This window comes from Granulicatella elegans ATCC 700633, from assembly GCF_000162475.2.
GTDB lineage: Bacteria > Bacillota > Bacilli > Lactobacillales > Aerococcaceae > Granulicatella > Granulicatella elegans.
This window is the reverse complement of sequence record NZ_KI391971.1, coordinates 69,911-88,634: the sequence shown is the minus strand read 5'-3', so window position 1 is coordinate 88,634 and position 18,724 is coordinate 69,911. Positions and strand designations below refer to the sequence as shown.

Genomic DNA, 18,724 nt, shown 5'->3' with positions numbered 1-18,724 from the left:
ATAATGCACGAGAAATATTATATACTTCTCGTGCACGATTTGCAAACAATAACTATAAAATTTCGGATGTTTTTTCACAATTTCGAACATTTACCTATAATTTCGGTTTCACATATAACTTTTCAGGAATATTTATCAAAACTTTGATATACCAGTTACCAACCGATAGTTACTGTCTCGAAATCACAACCTAACCTTCTCAATTCATTTTGCCTTTTCTCATAATAAGGAATAGAAACACCTTTCACTGTGATATTTTTCACACCTTGAAGATGTAAACTCACCGAAGAAGTAAAATGATAAATTTCGATAAATTCATATTCTTTCCATAACTCCGCCACCACATCTTCTACGATATAAGGTGAATTTAGATATTGAACTCCTTCAATATGAAAAGTTTCTTTTGGATGAGGAATATAATAATCAATATTCAGCGCATTTGCGTATGTTGTAATAAATCTTACTGAAATAGCATCATCCGTTTCTGAAAATTTCTGTCCTAATAATACTCTAACTGTTTTCCCATTTGAAACAGGCTGAATATCTGTATTAAAGAAGTTATCTAAATACACTAACTTCTCTTTATCCACTACATGATAATCCGTTTGGTACAATGTATAATGTTTTTCTGTTTTTCGAATTAAATCATCTCTCGTTACACCTAACTTGCCAATTTGTTGATTCGTTAAAGGTAATGCATACATTCCATATGGATAAATATCCGCATATCCATCATCAAAACTCATTAAATGTTGATACGAAGAACTTGCTACAATATCTAAAATAACCGGATGATCAAAACTGGCATAAAAAATAGTTTTGTATTCACCGGAATACTTCTCAATTACTTTTTCATAATCTTCCACCGTTTGCATGCAGTAAACTTCCGTAAACCCTTGAGAGTAGTAACGATGCCTTTCATTCATAAGAGGTGTTAAATACAAACTGACAAATGTTTCATCTGCATATTCTCTTTGGATATACTTAGCAATTTTTGCTTGTAATGGTGTTGTTGCGATAATTAGGTTATTCACTATAACTCCTCCTTTCTTTTAAGCTTTTATCCCTAATAATTCACGATAAATATTTGCTACATTTTCGATAGAATACTGTTTGGCTAATTTTAGATTTTGTTCATTCGACTGTTGATACTCTTCTTGTGCCATTCGTTCAATCATTTCTACCAATTCTTTTTTTGTACTAAACAATTGTATACCGTCTGTTTGCTTTGCATAATAACGATGCGCAATATCGACATTGGATAACACTGCTAATAAACCTTCACTCATTGCTTCTACACAAGCATTGGCAAATAATTCAGAATAACTTGATGATACATACGCTTGATGTAGATGGTATGGAACTTTATCTACTATTCCTTTAAAAATAATATTTTCAGGAATTTCATATTTTTGTTTTAATTCCTCAATTCTTTCAGCACTTCCACCATAGAAAGTTACAATAGCTTTTGAACCGGATAAATATAGCGCAATAAACACTTCAATAATCCATTCCACATTTTTTAAATCGCTCATATTTCCTACTACGCAATAATTTGTTACAGGCCCAATTATTTTCGGAGATTGGTCTACTTGTGTCACCATTGGAGGAAGGAATTTTGTACTATATCCTTGTTTTTCCAACTCAGATGTTAACACTTCACTTGCTACTAAGTAATCTGTTTTTCCACGTAGGTTTGCTAAAGCCATATTTCTCAAAACATTTTCATGAATAACTTCATAATAATTTTTCTCTGTATTTTCCATAAATCGGAATATACTAGGTGCTGGAATAATATGTTGATCTCGAATGATTAAATCTGTTTGCTTTGCATTTTTTGCCAAACAGGATACAACAAGATCATCTTCTGAGCAAAATTCCCCATCTTTCAAATAAATATACCCTGGATAAAACAAACTTACTGGAGTAGGTTCTTTAAACGGATCCATAAATCTTGCTCGTAAAACTAATTCTCCATTTCCATGATACCAACGTAATTCTCCCGTTTGAAAATCTTCAAATAAATAAGGACCAGAAGTATAAAAGTATCTTCCCGTTCCATCAGCCAACGTCACAGAACCTACAAATCCTTCTTCTGTTATTTCTACCTGGTCGCCTTCTTGCAGTGTTAAATCTTCTGGCCTTACAGACAAAGCATCATGTCCAATATCTGAAAAACTATTTGGCACATTAATAATCTCTTCTTCTAAGAAACCTAATGCTATTATTTCTTTTTTCCAATCTGGTCTTACTTGAGGACTGGTCGCTAAATGGATATAATCTACTCCTAAATATCTAGCAACTTTAGCACGATATAATTGAGTCGTTTCAAATCCATAACGATGTGTTTCTTTTACAGGATGAATCGTAATAATGCGTAACATGATTTTCCCTCACTTTCTTTTTTTATTTTCTCTATTCAAAAATCCCCATCTTTCGACAGGGATTTAGGCTTTTTGTTTTAATTTTAATAAAATCCAAGCGCTACATAGTCCACTAATCAAAGGGACTAGCCCATATATCCACATTTCCATTTGAAAGAAAACTCTTATAATTCCCAAAGAAATGCACATACATAGTATAACATATTGACTTATCGACTTTCCAAAATTTGAAAAAATTAAGCCGACTAATACTAGACTAGAAATAATCGATAAGAAAAATCCGACATATCCTACAAAAAATTCATAGGAGGAAACTCCTCCTAAAGCAACTAGGCTAGATGAAATAATGATATTCAACCCGAAAATAATCGGTAGACTATACTTGCTCGCATATTGTTTTTCTAAAATTTCATATCCTGTCGACAAAGTCGTCTGAGCGGATAATAGCACTCCAATCATGACTGGAATAGCAATCCATAATCCTTCACTTTTAGCATATTCTAATAAGATAATTCCATTAAATTGATAGCCGGACTGTTTTAGGGAAACTCCAATAACATATAAAAATCCTATAAATAAAATTCCTAAAGTAGCATTTAGTAAAATAGATTTTAGTAGCTTCGCGTTTCCAACTTTTTGGAATCTCTCTTGAATATCTGGACTCACTAAATAGGATGAAAAAGTTTGAAAAGATGCTCCAAACAAAATCCAAGTAGAAAACGAATCTCTTTGACTAGGTGCTGCTTGATTCAATATTCCATTTGTCATCATTTTAAAAGCAATCACAATCATAGAAAGAAATAAAATAACCGCATATAAACTATCATACCTCACTACTGCTAATAGGCCGCCTCTAGCAACCCCATATGCCCATAAGGCTAATAGTAAAATCCAAAAATAGGCAGAAATATTCGTCAATTGTTCCAACATCACAGAAGGAATGTACAATACAATTCCAATTCTTAAGAGTTGGTACAATGTCCATAAACCTTTAGAAAACAGAAAACTTCCATGCCCAAATCGTTGCCCTATAAAATGAAATACATCTTCATAATCCATAATTTGCTTTAGTACCCAATATAAAATTGGTAAAGCTAATAAAATTCCAAATTGAGCAATATAATTGCGATATCCTGTATGATAAGCCGTATCCACTATTCCAATAAATGAAATCGGGGATAATAATGTCGCAAAAATCGATAAACTGTACAAAATCCAGTTATACGTTCTATTCTTGTTCATTATTGTTGCTCCATAAATTGTGCAAATAATAAATCATCTTTATGATTAATATCAATATTACATTTTCCTTTTTGTAATACATAACCTAAGTTTCCACCATAAAAGGATTGTGTCTGACAAAAAGTTCCGACTCTCACTCCAAATAAATTGCCATTTGGATAATAATGTTTTTGTTGTTCTTGACGATTTGTTTGCCAAGCTTCTACTTGTTTAGAGTCTAATTCCGTATCACTGATAGGTGTTACAAACAATGCTGGATTATATTCCAGTTCTTTTACTGTAATAACACTGTCGTATTCTTCCAATAATTCCAACACTTTTACTAAGTCTTCGAGCACACGAAATGGACTTGTTGGTTGAAGTAAAACAATCTTATCTTCAGTAGCTAGTTCAAAAGTTTCGATGACATCTTTTAACACTTCCACCATTGTTGCCCGAGAAGTTGCCAAATCCTCTGGTCTATGACGAACGTCTATCCCTTCACGATAAAATAAATGCTTACCATAATCGGTTGTTACAATAATTTTATCAAACACCTCTGCTTCTACAGCAAAATCAATTGCTCGATTCAATAAACTTTTCCCACCAACCACACTTAAATTTTTATGTGCTAATTCCACCGATCCACTACGTGCCGGAATTACGGCTACTTTCATAATATTCCCCTTTTCTTATCCTCTAATTCAGACCACCAAGCTGTATTTTTTTGATACCAGTCAATCACTTGCTTCAACTCTTTCTCAAAATAAGTATGAATTGGCTGATATCCCAATTCTTCATACAACTTATGAGCATTAATTCCATATCTACGGTCATGCCCTGGTCTGTCTTCAATAAATTCAAAATCCGTTTTTTCTTTTCCTAGAAGTACAAGAATCATCTGTAATACTTCTAAATTATTTCTTTCATTATCAATTCCCACTAGATAAGTTTCCCCAATTTTCCCCTTATCTATTATTAAATCAATTGCTCGACAATGATCCTCTACATGAATCCAATCCCTTACATTTAAACCATTCCCATATAATACCGGTTTTTCCTGTTTCAAAATATTAATAATTTGTCTCGGGATAAATTTTTCCGGATTTTGGTAAGGTCCATAATTATTCGAACAATTAGAAATCGTTGCTTGAACGCCAAACGAACGTACCCAAGCTTTCACTAATAAATCTGCGGATGCTTTTGTTGCAGAATAAGGTGAGCTAGGTTGATACTGAGTTTCCTCTGTAAACTTCTCCTTACTTTCTATCGAAAAATCCCCATACACTTCATCCGTTGAAATTTGATGAAAACGTAATTGATATTTTCTTGCTAATTCTAATAAATGATGAGTGCCTAACACATTCGTTTGAACAAAAGATGCTGTATCTGTTAAAGAACGATCATTAAAGGATTCTGCTGCAAAATGCACAATTAAATCATGCTCTTTTGTAATGACTTTTTCTAACTGCTCACTATCCGCAATATCTACTTGGTAAAATCGAACTCTATCATCTAATAAATCCGAAATCGTTGAAAAAGATGAAGCATACGTTAATTTATCTAAAATCGTAATTTTGACATTTGGATACTGACGTTTGATATAGAGTACAAAGTTTGACCCAATAAATCCAGCTCCACCTGTTACGATAATATTTTGATACTTCACTCTAATTCCTTCTTTCTCTAGAAATCATCATTATTCTCACGATTCACATCGATTAATAACCAATTACGTGCATCTGCAATTTGACGTCCTTCTTCAATTAACATCGTATTAAAATTTGGCGCAAAAACTTGTACTTCAGGTTTTACGATTCGTAAAACATATCCGACCCAATAACAATAAGTTGAGTTTGCACTAATAAAATATTTCTTACAATTGAATAATTGGACAAAATTATCTCGAATATCTTGTTCCTCTACTACAATCGGAAAAATGAATGAATATTTTTCTTTTAAGGTCGGAACTAATTCTTCCCTACACCATTCAACATCATCTGAAGTGATACGAATCGTCATTGCTTGAAAATCATCCGCTTCTAATGCAGCAATTCGATTTAAACAATCCTCAACATATTGCAACATATCATAACCATAATGTTTATAACGATCCTGATGGATAAAATCCGTTCTTCTAATCGCAATCGTAATATCTTTTTCTTCAAATTCTCTTGAAAGCTGTTGAATCGGTTCTTGTAAATATCTTGCAACAAAAGAATCTACATGAACTGGCAAATAATCTTCTCCTGATATTTGAAAATAGCCAGAATCTTCTAGTTCTATCCCATTTGCTTTACTAAATAATTCAGCTGTTTTAGGAAAAAAAGTTTGAGCAAAAGCATAATAACCTGTTCGTAATACATAACTATCTGCAATCCCATCCAAACGATCTTTATGAGCTTGTAATAATAAATATAATAGATTTCCCAATTGAAAACCTCTGTCGTTATAATAAACTTTCACCGCTTTTCTCCTTATTCTTTCTAAAATATTGCCCTATTTTTGAGTTGTCAGCCTTTTGAGATAATGCTTTTATTTGTTGCCCAGTATAAAGAACTGTATCTTTAATTTGCAGTACCATCCCTTTAGCATCAAATAATTCTTGAATGATTGTTTTCACTAAATCCTCAATCGCTGTTACTTGATAAATATCTTTATCCTCATATAGTGAAGATACTGGAGGAAGTTGTTCAAATAACTCTAGAGGAACTTCTTGAACTCTTTCAGCTACCTGTTCTGTCACTGGACGATAATAACTTTGTAATGCTGGATTTTTTTCTAGCTGTTCTTTTGTTACAAAATTCCACTGTTGATGAAGTAAGTCATGAATAAATCCTTTTTTCAGATTTCCTCCATATAATGTATCCATAAAATAAATCGAATGGTTTTTGTGATTTTGAAGAACCGCTTGACATACATCATTTTGTACTTGTCCATATCGATTTTCAGAATGTAGGGCACTTTGAGAAGACACTAGGACAAATTGCTTCGTCTTTACTTTCGCAATAGTATCTACTAATAGTTCAATCTCTTCTTCTAGATTAGCAAGCCCAATATTTGTTTTGAATTTTTCAGAAGAAGGAGCTGCACAAATGACACAGTCATATTCTTGTTGAAGTAGTTCTGATAAATTATCTCGATTGAATCCATCTACTTCATATTGTTTGAAAGACTGCAATTGTTCAAAAACTTTTGAACCAATGACTCCAGTATAACCAATGACTGCAATTTTTTTACGAGAAGATTCAATTTTTTGAATAATAGACAAGTACGAATCACTTTGCTGATCTTTTGAGGAAATAATTACTTCTCCTGTTACATCCCAGGGTAAATTCAATGTCTGATCAAGTGGCATAATTCCAGAATGTTTCACACTTAGATCATAATAACCTGTGACTAAATAGTTTAAAATCCCTTTATCCGTTAAAGCTTGAGCCCCATTAGAAACTCCAGCAGGAACAAAGATTGCCATTCCTGGAACGACATCAATCACATCTACAGCTTTATACGTTGGAGAACTCAAACGCAAATCGATAAAACACATACGAAACGTACCTGAAGCAACGGTCATTAACTTCGCCCAACCTTGGCAATGCATTCCTCGAATCGTTCCTTTTTTTGAAACGGAAACATTATTTTGTAACTTTTCTTGGAAAAACGATTCTGGAACACCATATTTTAACAAGTCAATTTTACGCCAATTTTCAACAAAATAACCACGCTCATCATGATGAAGAGGACTTGATAACAGTAATAGTCCTTCAATATTAGGTTTTAACTGCTCTTCTATTTTCAAACTCAGCCCTCCTCTCTTCTTAAAATAAATTGTTCAATATACTAAAACTTGACGATACATTTCTGCTACTGTTTCTTTTGTATAATTTTTGGCAAAAATCGAAGAAGAATACTCCCCTTTTTGTTGAAAAGCTCTAATCGTTTCGACTAATTCGTGTAATGAACGGAATGTTTTTGTGTTGGGACAAATTTTTCCATAATATGCATGCGCTAAATCTGTATGTGATAATAAACAAACTAATCCTTTGGCAGAAGCTTCCACTGCTGAATTAGCAAAGCACTCACTATAAGAACAAGAAAGATATCCTTGATGTTTCTCATAAGGAACAGTTGTTACAAAACCTGCATAGGTTACATTTTCCGGGAGTTGCTCTTTTGTAATACCTTCCGGTAATGTTCCATAAATCGTTAATCGACTAGCAGGAACTTGTCTAAAAGCTGCAATTGCTAATTCGCATTTTTTTATAACAGTCATATTTCCGACAATACACCAATCGGTTACCGTTTCATATGTTTCTTCTCGAACCTCATCCATATAAACGGGTGGCAAAAACTTCACAACATCGCTTCCTAAACGTTCTTCTAACACTGGACTGGCTACAATATTTGTACACCAATTTTGCAATACAAACTTCATAAAAGGAGCTAATATATTGTAATGAGTAAAGGCAATTAATTCTCTACCCGTATTTTGGAAAAATTTTCTAAGTTGTAATGGATATTCATTGACCATATCAATGACAAACTTATCTTGAGGAGTTGAGTTCTTCGCTAAATAATAACTCACTAACTGCCATTGAGAATACGTCTCTCCTGTTTCAATAAAACGATAAGCATGATAATTCTCACTAATATCCCCTTCTAAAATAATTCCTTTAGAGCCAAACAAAGTGAAAGTATTTTGTTTATCATCTAATCGATACAAGAGCTGAGAAGTATAACACTCAACTGTGCCATCCTCATAATGAACTAATCCTACATACCCTTCTTTAGTATATTCGACTTTTTTCACACCTTCTAATGTAGAAAGAAAATTATCTGAAACACACGGCTGAACTCTAGCTAAATCAGATAAATCAAAAATGACATGATAAAAATTTTTGAACCCAAGTTCTTCTAATTGCTCCACAAAGTTAGGAACGATATTACTTAAATTCGTAAGAACGAATTGATGCTCCACACCAAGAGATTGCATCAAGTTTTGACGTGCTAACTGACTACTTTCAAAGCCATAAATACTAATCGGAACCCCTTCTTTTATAGTAAATACTCTCATGATTATTCCCCTTCTAAAACTTCTTCGAGAGTTAATCCTCGTGTTTTAGCTAAACGAGTACGAAAAGCCATCCATCTATCATGACTATCAGAAAGGCGATAATACACCGTCAAATTATTCAGTACAAAAGCATTTTCCTTTGTCACCATTCTCGCCCATAAATGCCAATCTTCAAATCCATCATACCCTTCTTGATAACCACCAGCTTCCAAGTAAGCTGACTTTCTAAAGATTACCGTTGAGTGATTAAAGACATTTTGATAGGCTAATTGTAACCATAACTTTTCTCCAAATAAATGATTTTGTTTATTTCTTTTCAACTTCCTATTTTTTTCATCTTCGTCTGCAGTTACTCTTGAGCCTACAATGTCTAATGAAGAATTTGATTCTAATTGATGTAATACCATCTCCAAATGCCACGGCATCCATACATCATCGGCATCTTGTCTCGCAATAAACTCTCCTTGTGTCATAGTTACTCCAGAAATTAGCGTACAAGAAATTCCTTGGTGTACTAATTTTTCATAATGAATACGAGCATCTGTTAAATATTTCTGACACACTTCTTGCGTTTGATCTGTTGAACCATCATCAACAATCCACAATCTAAACTTTTGATGTGTTTGGTTTAAAATCGACTGAATCGATTCATCAATGGTCTTCTCCCCATTATAAACAGGCATGACAATATCCACACAAGTATCCGATAGAGAAAGATTACGATACTGAATGCCATGTTCCAATAAAATATCTGACTCAAAACTACTTAAAAACGTACGGTAAGCTTGAACCTTAACTCCTTCAATTTCTTTAACGAATAAAAAGGCTGTTGAATAGAAACCATACACTTCTACAAATTCATACTCTTCTAATAATGAATAAATTTCCTCTTCAAAGCAATTAGTAGGTGCAGCTACTTGAATCCCTTCTACTTCCACTACTGCACGTGGGTGAGGATAATAGATATCTGCCTTACAATCTTGGATTGCTTTTTTTGTTAATTGTTTTGTTAATTGAATATCTCCTTCATCGAATATTGACCCTAAAGCTTGTCCTAAAAATACTCGAATAACTTTCCCATTATTTGCTCGCTTAAACTCTTGTGGCTTTGTATTTAAAGTTAGACGTACTTGTCTTTCTTCCTCAAATAACTTCGTTTGATTAAATACTGTAAAATGTTTTTGAGATAGTGACATCATTTGCCCTAATGTTAATCCTAACGGAGAAACTACTCGATGAAGATTTTGTGTATACATATTTGGAACAATAATCGACGTACTACCATCATCGAAAGTAAATAATTGCATCTGATTAGGATTAAAGAAACTATACGCTACAGGATTATCCAAACTAGCCAAATACAAGGAAGTAATCACTTTATCTGAAAGAAATTGTTGTAAAGGTTCTTTAACTATTCCATCTTTGAAAATACATACTTCTTTACAGAACTCCTTCATCTTTTCCGCATAAATTAGTTGTCTTGAATCATTCGACATCATTAAATACATGCCATAAAATTCTAAATTTGTATGACGTGCTACTTCTCTAGCAACTAGCACTTGAAAAGGTGATGTACAAAAAATCAGATTCATTTTACTTCCTACTTTCATTGTTGATTCTACATTCCAAATATTTTTTATAAATGAACACTCATATTATATCATAATGCCTATTTGAAAGCTTTTATTTACCCATTGTTTATAAAGAAAAGCCAAAAGGTTTGGTTATGATACCAACCTTTTGGCTTATAGTAGTTAATGATGGAAATCTTTTTAAAGGTTCACTTCAAACTACTCATTTTCTTTTTTCTTAGGAACTATTAACCCTAAACCTGCAAGAATTGAACTTGCTGCAGCTCCGAAGATTGCGAATTCATTACCTGTACCTGTTTGAGGTAATTCTTCCACTTTATTTGTTGGAACTGAAGTTTGATGTTCCTGTCCTTCATGTGAAGGAGTTGCATCATTTTGTTTTGGTTCTTCTTTCTTAGGTTCTTCATGTTTTGGCTCTGGCTTAGGTTCCGGTTTTGGTTCTGGAGTTGGAGTCGGAGCTGGAATTGGTTCTGGTTGAGGTTTTGGCTCTTTAGGAATCTTCAACTCTGGAATATCCACAACTGGAGGATCTAATGGAACTACTCCACCATCAAACTCTGGTTTCTCAACTGTTGGTGCTCCAATTTGCATTACATATTGGTAAACAATAGTTGTTGTTCCTTCTTCAACTAAACCTTTTTCTTTCACAGTATTTTTAAACTTATCTCCTGCTGGAAGAACACGTTTTAATCGGAATGTCACTCCATCGACTTCAATCGTTTCTTTTGGTGTTACCGCATATTCTTCACCAGTAGCTTTGTATGTCGTTTCTTCTTTATCACCAGTAGTTGTAGTTGTCGCTTCAGCTACAATAACATTGTTCTTAACTACTAAATCATCTGCAATAATATTTTCGTTAGAATCAACAAATTTAACAATAACTGTTCCTTTTTTATCTTTTGCGTAATCACGTACACTGTTTGGTTTATTTTGAGAGTATTTAACAATAACAGATGAATCTTCTGATTCATGTGTTACAGCTAATTCTTCTACCTTAGCTTTATCTACAGTGTAATCTTTAATTTCTGGTGAAACTACTTCAGATAATTTTTGTTCTGGAGTCCAATCTGTAGTGTACACCACTTCACCTGTTCGACTGTTGATTTCCGCAGTTCTTGTGAAGCGAGCTTTTTGATTAACAGGTGCGCTTGCTTCTTGTCCCGCTTTTGGTCCATTTTCGTAAACATAAGTGATATCACGTTTCACTTCTTTTAATAAACCTAAATCTTTGTATGAACGGTTTTGTGGGTCATTAGGAATCTTGTCCTCTGGTTTTGGAGGTGTATTTTCTCCTTCGTTAGGTTTAGTAGGATCTACAGGAATAACGTAATCGTATTGATATACTACTGTCGTAGTTCCTTCTTTCACCTTACCTGTTTCTTCTAATACGTTATTGAATTTATCAGAAACTTCATACACTCCACGGAAGACATATTTCTTACCATCTTTAGTGATTGTATCCACTTTCTTCTCAGCAGCATTGTAGTTTACATCATTTTCTGTTACTTCATCACGAGTTGATAATACAACATCACCTGATTTAGTAGCATATGTTTTCGTTGTTTTGACAACTGCATCTGTTACTACATTTTCTGCATCTTTGATTTCATTACCATCAGCATCAACGTACTTAACAACTACTGAGCCTTTAGCTTCAACTGTTTTAGAAGGTGTTGTTTCTTCTTGTTTATCTAAAGTATAACTATAAATAACGTGTTTTTCACCTTCCGTTACAACCCCTGCTGCTGGAGCTGAGTCAGATGTTGGAGCTACATATTTATAAACTAAACCTGTAGCTTCATCTTTTAGAGTTGGGTATTGTTTATCAGTAGTATCATATTTTTCAGAAACTGAGCGTTTTTCTTTACGTTCAGATACTTTTACACCTTTTGAGTAAGTTACAAAAGTATCTTCATACTCAACTGGTACTTTATCCTTTACTACTTCTGTTTCTTTTAATGTTTTTAGCGTTCCGTCTTCATTGATCACAACGTGTTTCACATCAACAGAACCTGTCTTAGTCACAACTGAGCTAGATGGAGTTTTTTCTTCTTCACTTACTAGACGGTATTCGTAAACAACTTCCGTTGTTCCTTCTACTACTTTACCACTAGCTGCTGGAGAACCTTGTTTTAGACCTACATACTTGTATGTGAATCCAGTATCCGCATCAACTAATGTTGGATATTGTTTTGGAGTTGTGTCATAGTTTTGTTCTACTGTTTTAACATCAGTACGTTCATCAACTTTTGTTTCACCTGAATATAAACTTACGATAGTTTTAGTTTCAAGCGTTACATTATCTTTATCAGTTTCTGATTTTAATTGTTTTCCATCAGTTGTTACGTACTTAATAACGACACTACCTTGTTTAGTAGCTGTTGCTTCTCCCGCTTCTTCTTTTGTGATCTTTAAGTTGTAGTAATGAGTTACAACTGGTTTTTCTTCACCCATTACTTTATAAGCACGAATTGGTGTAATGATTTCTTTTTTATTTACTGTAACAGTATCCGTTGTTGTTTCATCAGAAGGTTCCCATTCTTTTACTTCACGTTTAGATCTAGTCAACGTAGCTTGTGATTTATCATCTGCAACCGTAACGCCCCATGTTCCATCAGCTGTCACATTCGAAATATTAATGTTTTCTTCTGTATTCACCGGATATTTATTCCAAATAATAGTAGATCCACTATCTCTATCATACTTAGTATTTGTTGTTACTACTAAACCACCTACAGTTGTAAATTCGTAAGTTTCGACAATATCCTTAGAAACAGAAACCACGTCAGAATCATATGCTCCATATTTTTGAGCTTCTTCTTTTGAAGCATCACCAGAAGTTTTTACTTTATCAATAATAGGTAAAGCATCTAAAACCGTACTTACTTCTCTAACTTTATTTTCAAATTGATCTAGTTTAGATGAGTCATTATCAGCAGAAGTATCATTTACATAAAATCCTACTTTACCATTAGATGAACCAACTCGAATATTATTCTCTTTCATATAATTAACGAGTTCATCTACTTTGTTATCTAAATTAGTTTTAACTGTATTAATCGCTTCGATATCCGTAGGTTTTTCCGCATTACTAGAAAAGAAATCAACAATTCGATATCCAGTTGCAAAAACATCTTTCAATATATCTTTCACTGAAGCATTTGACGTGTCTAAATCCGGTGTTTTTTGAAGATATTTAGATTTTTTATCTTCTCTTCCTGACACATCAAAAACATCCATTGATTTTCTTGTTTGAGCACCATTCGAAGTTGCATTTCTTTCATTATCATCAGTAGTGCCAAAGACATTATCGTCCCCAATATCTTTAATAGCTGTATAATTCTCTCTAAGAATCGCATAGGTCATACCATAAATATCAGTAGAAGTTCCGTCATAAACATTTTCTTTTACGGCAACATAAGTAACATTCGTACCGTTTTTTTTACTTTTTCTTTCTACAGTATTTGTGGTTGCATACGTGTCTTTATCAAGAACAAGCACTGTGTCTCCTTCTTGAAGCGTTACGTTTTCTTTCGTAAATTCTTTAGCAGTAGCTTCTCCAGCTTTCCATTTTGCCACTGCATCTTCATCACTAGTTACACCGCTAGCCTCTACGAATTTACCGTACCTTCCATCAGCAGTTTCTTCAACTAGATAGACTTTACCTTTAGTTTTTGTATAGTCGATTTCCCCTAGTTTATTATGCATTCCCTCTGGAGATACTGCTGCTTCGATATTGTTGAAACTTGTTTTACTATAAGTTGGTTTATCAGTACCTTCAACTTCTGAACGTACGTATTCATAGACTTTATTATTCGCTTCTACAGTATCTTTTTTACCAGTAGCTACAGTAACAGCATCTCCAATTTTAGCTACTGTTGATTCACGGTAGTCTTTCCCATCTGTATCAGCTGCAAGGCCTTTTTTATCGTAAGGTGTTGTTACTGTACCTGTTCCAGCTTCTACTGTTTCTGTTTTTAGCAATGACTTATCAGAATCAAGTTTGTAGTTTACAGTTGCTCCTGATTTAAAACTTACTGTGTCATTACCATCAGTATCACCAGTATTAATATTTGCTTTTGTTGGTTCAGTTACTCCGCCATCTAAAACTGCATCGACTTTGAAAGTTTTAGATGTATCTGTATCATCTGTAAAAGTTGTAGCTTTTGCAGATTCAACTTTAGATGTATCACTCACTATTGTAGGTTCATTTGTCCCGTTAGACGTTACTGCAGCTTCAACAGCCCCATTCGCAAAGAACAGGCCAATCACTGCACTTGCTAAACCAACGCCCTTGAATTTTCTCAAGGAATATTTTCTTTGTATATCTCTATTACCCATTGTTTTTCCCTCTTTATTCAATGTATTAAAAAACCTATTGCTATAGTATTTCATGGCAATTATATCACTAATATCTCTGAGAAAATATTAAATTAAGGTTACAAAATTTATATACCTTATTTATCAATTTATACAAAAATAGGAGTAAATCCCAAAGGTTTACTCCTAAATATTTTTTATTCTTTTTTTTGCTTTCCTGGTATCACTAATCCTAAACCTGCAAGAATTGAACTTGCAGCTGCTCCAAAGATTGCAAGCTCCTGTCCTGTACCTGTCTGAGGTAATTCTTCTACTTTTTTAGTAGGAACGGAAGTTTGATGTTCGTTTCCTTCATTTGAAGGAGTTACGTTATTTGTTTTTGGTTCTTCTTTCTTAGGTTCTTCTTTCCTAGGTTCTTCTTTCTTAGGTTCTGGCTTAGGCTCTGGAGTGGGTTCCTGTTTTGGCTCTGGTTTAGGCTCTTCAGGTTTATAAGCTTGTTTTTTCTTGAAAACATGAGTAACAATACCATTAGCATCTACTGGAATTGTTTCAACAAATTCATACCCTTCAATTGTACCTGGTTCAAACGCCTCATTTGCTTCACCTTCTACAGAAGGTTTTTTCGCATCTGTTGGTTTTAGTTCATTTCCGTATTCATCCACCCATTTAGTAATAATTAATTGTGGTAAAGTTAATGGTTCATCTAACTCTCCATTTACTGAACCATTGAATTCAGGGACACCCAATACTGGTGGCTGTTCTGAGGCTACTCCTCCTTTGAATTCTGGAACTTCTAGAATTGGCGGTTTTTCTGATACTGCCCATTCAACTTTTTTAGGTTCTAAAACATATTGATAAACAACTGTAGTTGTACCTTCCTCAAGAATTCCATTTTCAGCAATAACATTATGGAATTTTTCTGAAACTGGATAAATCCCCTGATATTTGTACTTTTTACCATCTTCGGTAGTAATTTCGTTCAACCGTTTATCTTGAGTATTATAAAAAGGTAAAAGTTCATAATTAACACGTTCTCGAGTTGAAATAACTTTATCTCCAGATTTTGTAAAATAAGTATAAATTGTCTTTATAACAGCATCTTGCTTCACTATTTCTTCTGATTTGATTTCATTCCCTTCAGCATCAACATATTTAACAATTACCGAACCTTTCACCTCTTTTTTAACTGGTGTTGGATCTTCTTTACTTACAAAACGGTAAACATAGCTAACAATCGTTTGAGGTTTATCTATTGTACTTCTTTCAGGTGCAGAACCATAGGCAATTGCTTCAAATTCATAAGCAAATCCTGTCTTATCGCCTATTATTGTATTGAATCTCTTCGGAATTGCATCATAAATAGGATTTAATGTTTCAACCACATTTTCTTCCCCGACTTTTGTTGTTCCAGAAAAGACATCATATGTTTTTGTTACTTCATACGGTGTATTCAATTCCACTGTTTCATCAGCTTTCAACTTTTCTCCTGAACTTGAAACATATTGAACAGTCACTGTTCCTACTTTTGTGTTTTCAGTATGTGTCGGGTTTTCAGAACGTCTTGTTACCATTTTATAATAATGATTAACAACAGGACCATTCTCTCCCATTACCTTATAAGCACGGACTGGTGTGATAATCTCCTTCACAACGTAATCTGTTTCTTCTCTTGTTGTTACATCTTGTTTAGTGAACTCTGTCTCTTTCGTAGTTGACTCAGCATTGACAACTTTTATCTTACTCAAATCATCAGAAATAGTGACGACACCCTTATTCGCATATACAGAATCTTCTCTCGTTTCTACTTCAGGATATACTTTTTCCCAATCGCTGTAATGTTCCGATTCTGCATCTTTATGATAAGACACAACTGTTCTATAAGAGAATCTAGGATAACCATAATGACGACCATAAATGTCCTTGTGGTTTAGTTCGTATAACAATATTTCTTTAGTTATTTTTTTCACATCTTTTTTATTTTCATATTGTTCTACATTTTCTTCGTCCGTTTTCAGAGTAAGCCTTAATTCATCTAATACTTTTTCTCCAGATTCAATTTGTTTTTTTATGGCAGTTAATTTTTCTCTATCCGGAGAATAAAAAACCAATCCAGTTGTATACCTATCATCCGGTTTAGCAGCAGCCATACTAATATTTTCATTTTTTATCATTTGAATGGTATCAGCAATGTTTTGTTCTAATTTAGTTCTTCTTTCTTGAATCAATTGTCTTTCTGCATCGGTTTTTGCATAGTAATCAAAGTATTCCAATACCCCAAAAACTTCAGATTGCATATATCTCATTATTTCATTTAAAGAAGATTTACTAAAATCTAACTCTGGAGTGTCTTTTACCTCTGGTAAGCTATTTTCTAGTTTTCGTGCATAACGATAGAGAAGATACTGTTCTCCGTTGAAAGTAACTTCTCCATCATCACTTGTTCCAAAGTTATGATCTGCACCTGCTGCTACATAATTTCCACTTACAGTTTCATTATCCAACGCATAGGAAGGATAAGCATTAACATCTTTAATTTCTTCAGATGATTCCACTTTATCGAACTCTGGTGTTGCAGGAACTTTCTCTCTTCTATAATTATTCGTATTAACCGTTCTTGTCCCACTTCCATGAGCATATGTGTCGCGATCCATCACAAGAACTGTATCGCCTTCTTTTAAAGTTACATTGGCTTTCGAAAATTCTTTGGCTGTTGCTTGTCCATTTTTCCAAGCATTTACGGCTTCTTCATCGCTCTTAATATTTGTTGCTTCTACGAATTTTCCATATTTACCATCAGTTGTTTCTTCTACTAAATAGACTTTCCCAGTAATTTTTCCATAATTAATTTCACCAAGATTGTTATGCATTCCTTCTGGAGAAACTGGAGCTTCAATATCGTTAAACTTCGTTTTTTCATAAGTTGCTTTATCTTTATCGACAACTTCTGAACGGACTAATCGATATTCTTTACCGTTTGATGTAATAACATCTTCACTTCCTGTTGCAATTGACAAAGTGACATTATCCTTATTTACGATTGAATCACGATAATCTTTTCCATCTGCATCAGAATCTAAACCTTTTTTATCAAAAGATGTCGTAATAGTTCCTGTTCCAGTATCCACTTCTTTAGTTTTAATTACTTCATTAGTTTTATCAACAAGATAATTTACTGTTGCTTTAGATGTAAAATTTAATACATCTGTACCATCTGCATCTCCTGTATTTTGATTGGCTTTTGTCGGTTTTTTATATCTAATATCCGCAACTGCATCTACTGTAACTTTTTTAGTTGGATTTTGATCATCCGTAAAAGTTGTTTTTGCACTAGATGAAACTTTATCAAACTGCCCTACAATGGTTGTTTCGTCTTTTCCATCTGCTGTTACATTTGCATATACAGCTTGATTCGCAAAAAACAAGCCAATCACTGCACTCGCCAAACCAATCCCTTTGAATTTTCGTAATGAATATTTTTTCTGTATAATATTATTTCCCATATTTTACTCCATTTTTATCTTTATTCTGAATTTTATGCTATACGATATAATTATACTCTACTTTTTAAGCATAATTAAGTTTATTTATATTACATGTATATTACAATTCTAAGAAACACAAACATTTGTGACACGAACCAGTGTCAATACAACTTGTGGGACAATTGGCTTGTACACAAAACAGTTTAACGCCTGAATTTGTCAAGGGCTTTAGAGCGAAGCGTCCCTTGACAAAGGAAAAAGGCGTTGAACTACAATACATTAAGCCGATTGTAACAAGTGCTGCTGTACTATTTGATTTGGTGATTTAAAATTTAATACACACCTAGCTACATTATTTCCTCTACTAATATATCTTTTATGAGCTTTCACTAAACTATCTAAACTCTTAAAGACTCTATTATAAAATTTTCTTCCATCTTCTCTATGACTACGTTCTACTTTTCCATTTTGCCATGGAGAGTAGGGTCTAGTTTTTATATGTTTAATGCCTTTTTCTTCTAATTTTTGTTCGAAAATTGTTTTTTTACTGGTTACTTCTGGATCATTGGTAAATTCACGTCCATTATCTGTTTGAATGGCTTTAATACTAAATCCAAACTCTTCTTCTACATCCCCTAAAAATTCTGCTGT

At 33.5% G+C, this 18,724-nt stretch carries 12 protein-coding genes; all 12 read right to left on the bottom strand.

Going from position 1 to position 18,724, the window contains the following annotated elements; translation table 11 throughout:
* Positions 1–155: 155 nt before the first annotated feature.
* On the bottom strand, positions 156–1,034 hold the full coding sequence (locus HMPREF0446_RS00350) for a glycosyltransferase family 52 (protein ID WP_006703752.1): 879 nt from the start codon (positions 1,032–1,034) through the stop codon (positions 156–158).
* Positions 1,035–1,052: 18 nt separating this feature from the next.
* Positions 1,053–2,384 (bottom strand): glycosyltransferase, encoded by a 1,332-nt coding sequence (locus tag HMPREF0446_RS00345; RefSeq protein WP_006703753.1) that lies wholly within the window; start codon positions 2,382–2,384, stop codon positions 1,053–1,055.
* A 63-nt stretch (positions 2,385–2,447) separates the two neighbouring features.
* On the bottom strand, positions 2,448–3,626 hold the full coding sequence (locus HMPREF0446_RS00340) for a sodium:solute symporter family transporter (protein WP_006703754.1): 1,179 nt from the start codon (positions 3,624–3,626) through the stop codon (positions 2,448–2,450).
* Positions 3,626–4,282, bottom strand: a complete 657-nt coding sequence (locus HMPREF0446_RS00335; protein WP_006703755.1) for an acylneuraminate cytidylyltransferase family protein — start codon at positions 4,280–4,282, stop codon at positions 3,626–3,628. Before HMPREF0446_RS00335 ends, HMPREF0446_RS00340 begins: the two co-directional genes overlap by 1 nt.
* The gene (rfbB, locus tag HMPREF0446_RS00330; protein ID WP_006703756.1) at positions 4,279–5,274 is read right to left on the bottom strand and encodes a dTDP-glucose 4,6-dehydratase; all 996 of its coding nucleotides are present in this window, start codon (positions 5,272–5,274) and stop codon (positions 4,279–4,281) included. The genes HMPREF0446_RS00335 and rfbB overlap by 4 nt, the downstream gene beginning before the upstream one ends.
* Before the next feature lie 17 nt (positions 5,275–5,291).
* Positions 5,292–6,071: an alpha-1,2-fucosyltransferase gene (locus HMPREF0446_RS00325; protein ID WP_020991224.1), complete on the bottom strand. Its 780-nt coding sequence runs from the start codon at positions 6,069–6,071 to the stop codon at positions 5,292–5,294.
* Entirely contained in the window at positions 6,055–7,404 is a 1,350-nt protein-coding gene (locus HMPREF0446_RS00320) for a dTDP-4-dehydrorhamnose 3,5-epimerase family protein (RefSeq protein ID WP_006703758.1), read from the bottom strand. Before HMPREF0446_RS00320 ends, HMPREF0446_RS00325 begins: the two co-directional genes overlap by 17 nt.
* 33 nt (positions 7,405–7,437) lie before the next feature.
* Complete coding sequence (locus tag HMPREF0446_RS00315; protein ID WP_006703759.1) at positions 7,438–8,679, bottom strand: glycosyltransferase family protein; 1,242 nt, start codon at positions 8,677–8,679, stop codon at positions 7,438–7,440.
* 2 nt (positions 8,680–8,681) lie between these two features.
* Positions 8,682–10,271, bottom strand: a complete 1,590-nt coding sequence (locus HMPREF0446_RS00310) for a glycosyltransferase family 52 (protein ID WP_020991223.1) — start codon at positions 10,269–10,271, stop codon at positions 8,682–8,684.
* Between the two features lie 198 nt (positions 10,272–10,469).
* Entirely contained in the window at positions 10,470–14,612 is a 4,143-nt protein-coding gene (locus tag HMPREF0446_RS00305) for a YSIRK signal domain/LPXTG anchor domain surface protein (RefSeq protein WP_006703761.1), read from the bottom strand.
* 176 nt (positions 14,613–14,788) lie between these two features.
* Positions 14,789–18,091, bottom strand: coding sequence for an SIALI-17 repeat-containing surface protein (locus tag HMPREF0446_RS00300; protein ID WP_006703762.1), 3,303 nt, complete (start codon positions 18,089–18,091; stop codon positions 14,789–14,791).
* Between the two features lie 261 nt (positions 18,092–18,352).
* Positions 18,353–18,724, bottom strand: a 372-nt coding sequence (locus tag HMPREF0446_RS00295; protein ID WP_020991222.1) for an IS481 family transposase, incomplete at its 5' end; no start/stop codon positions are given.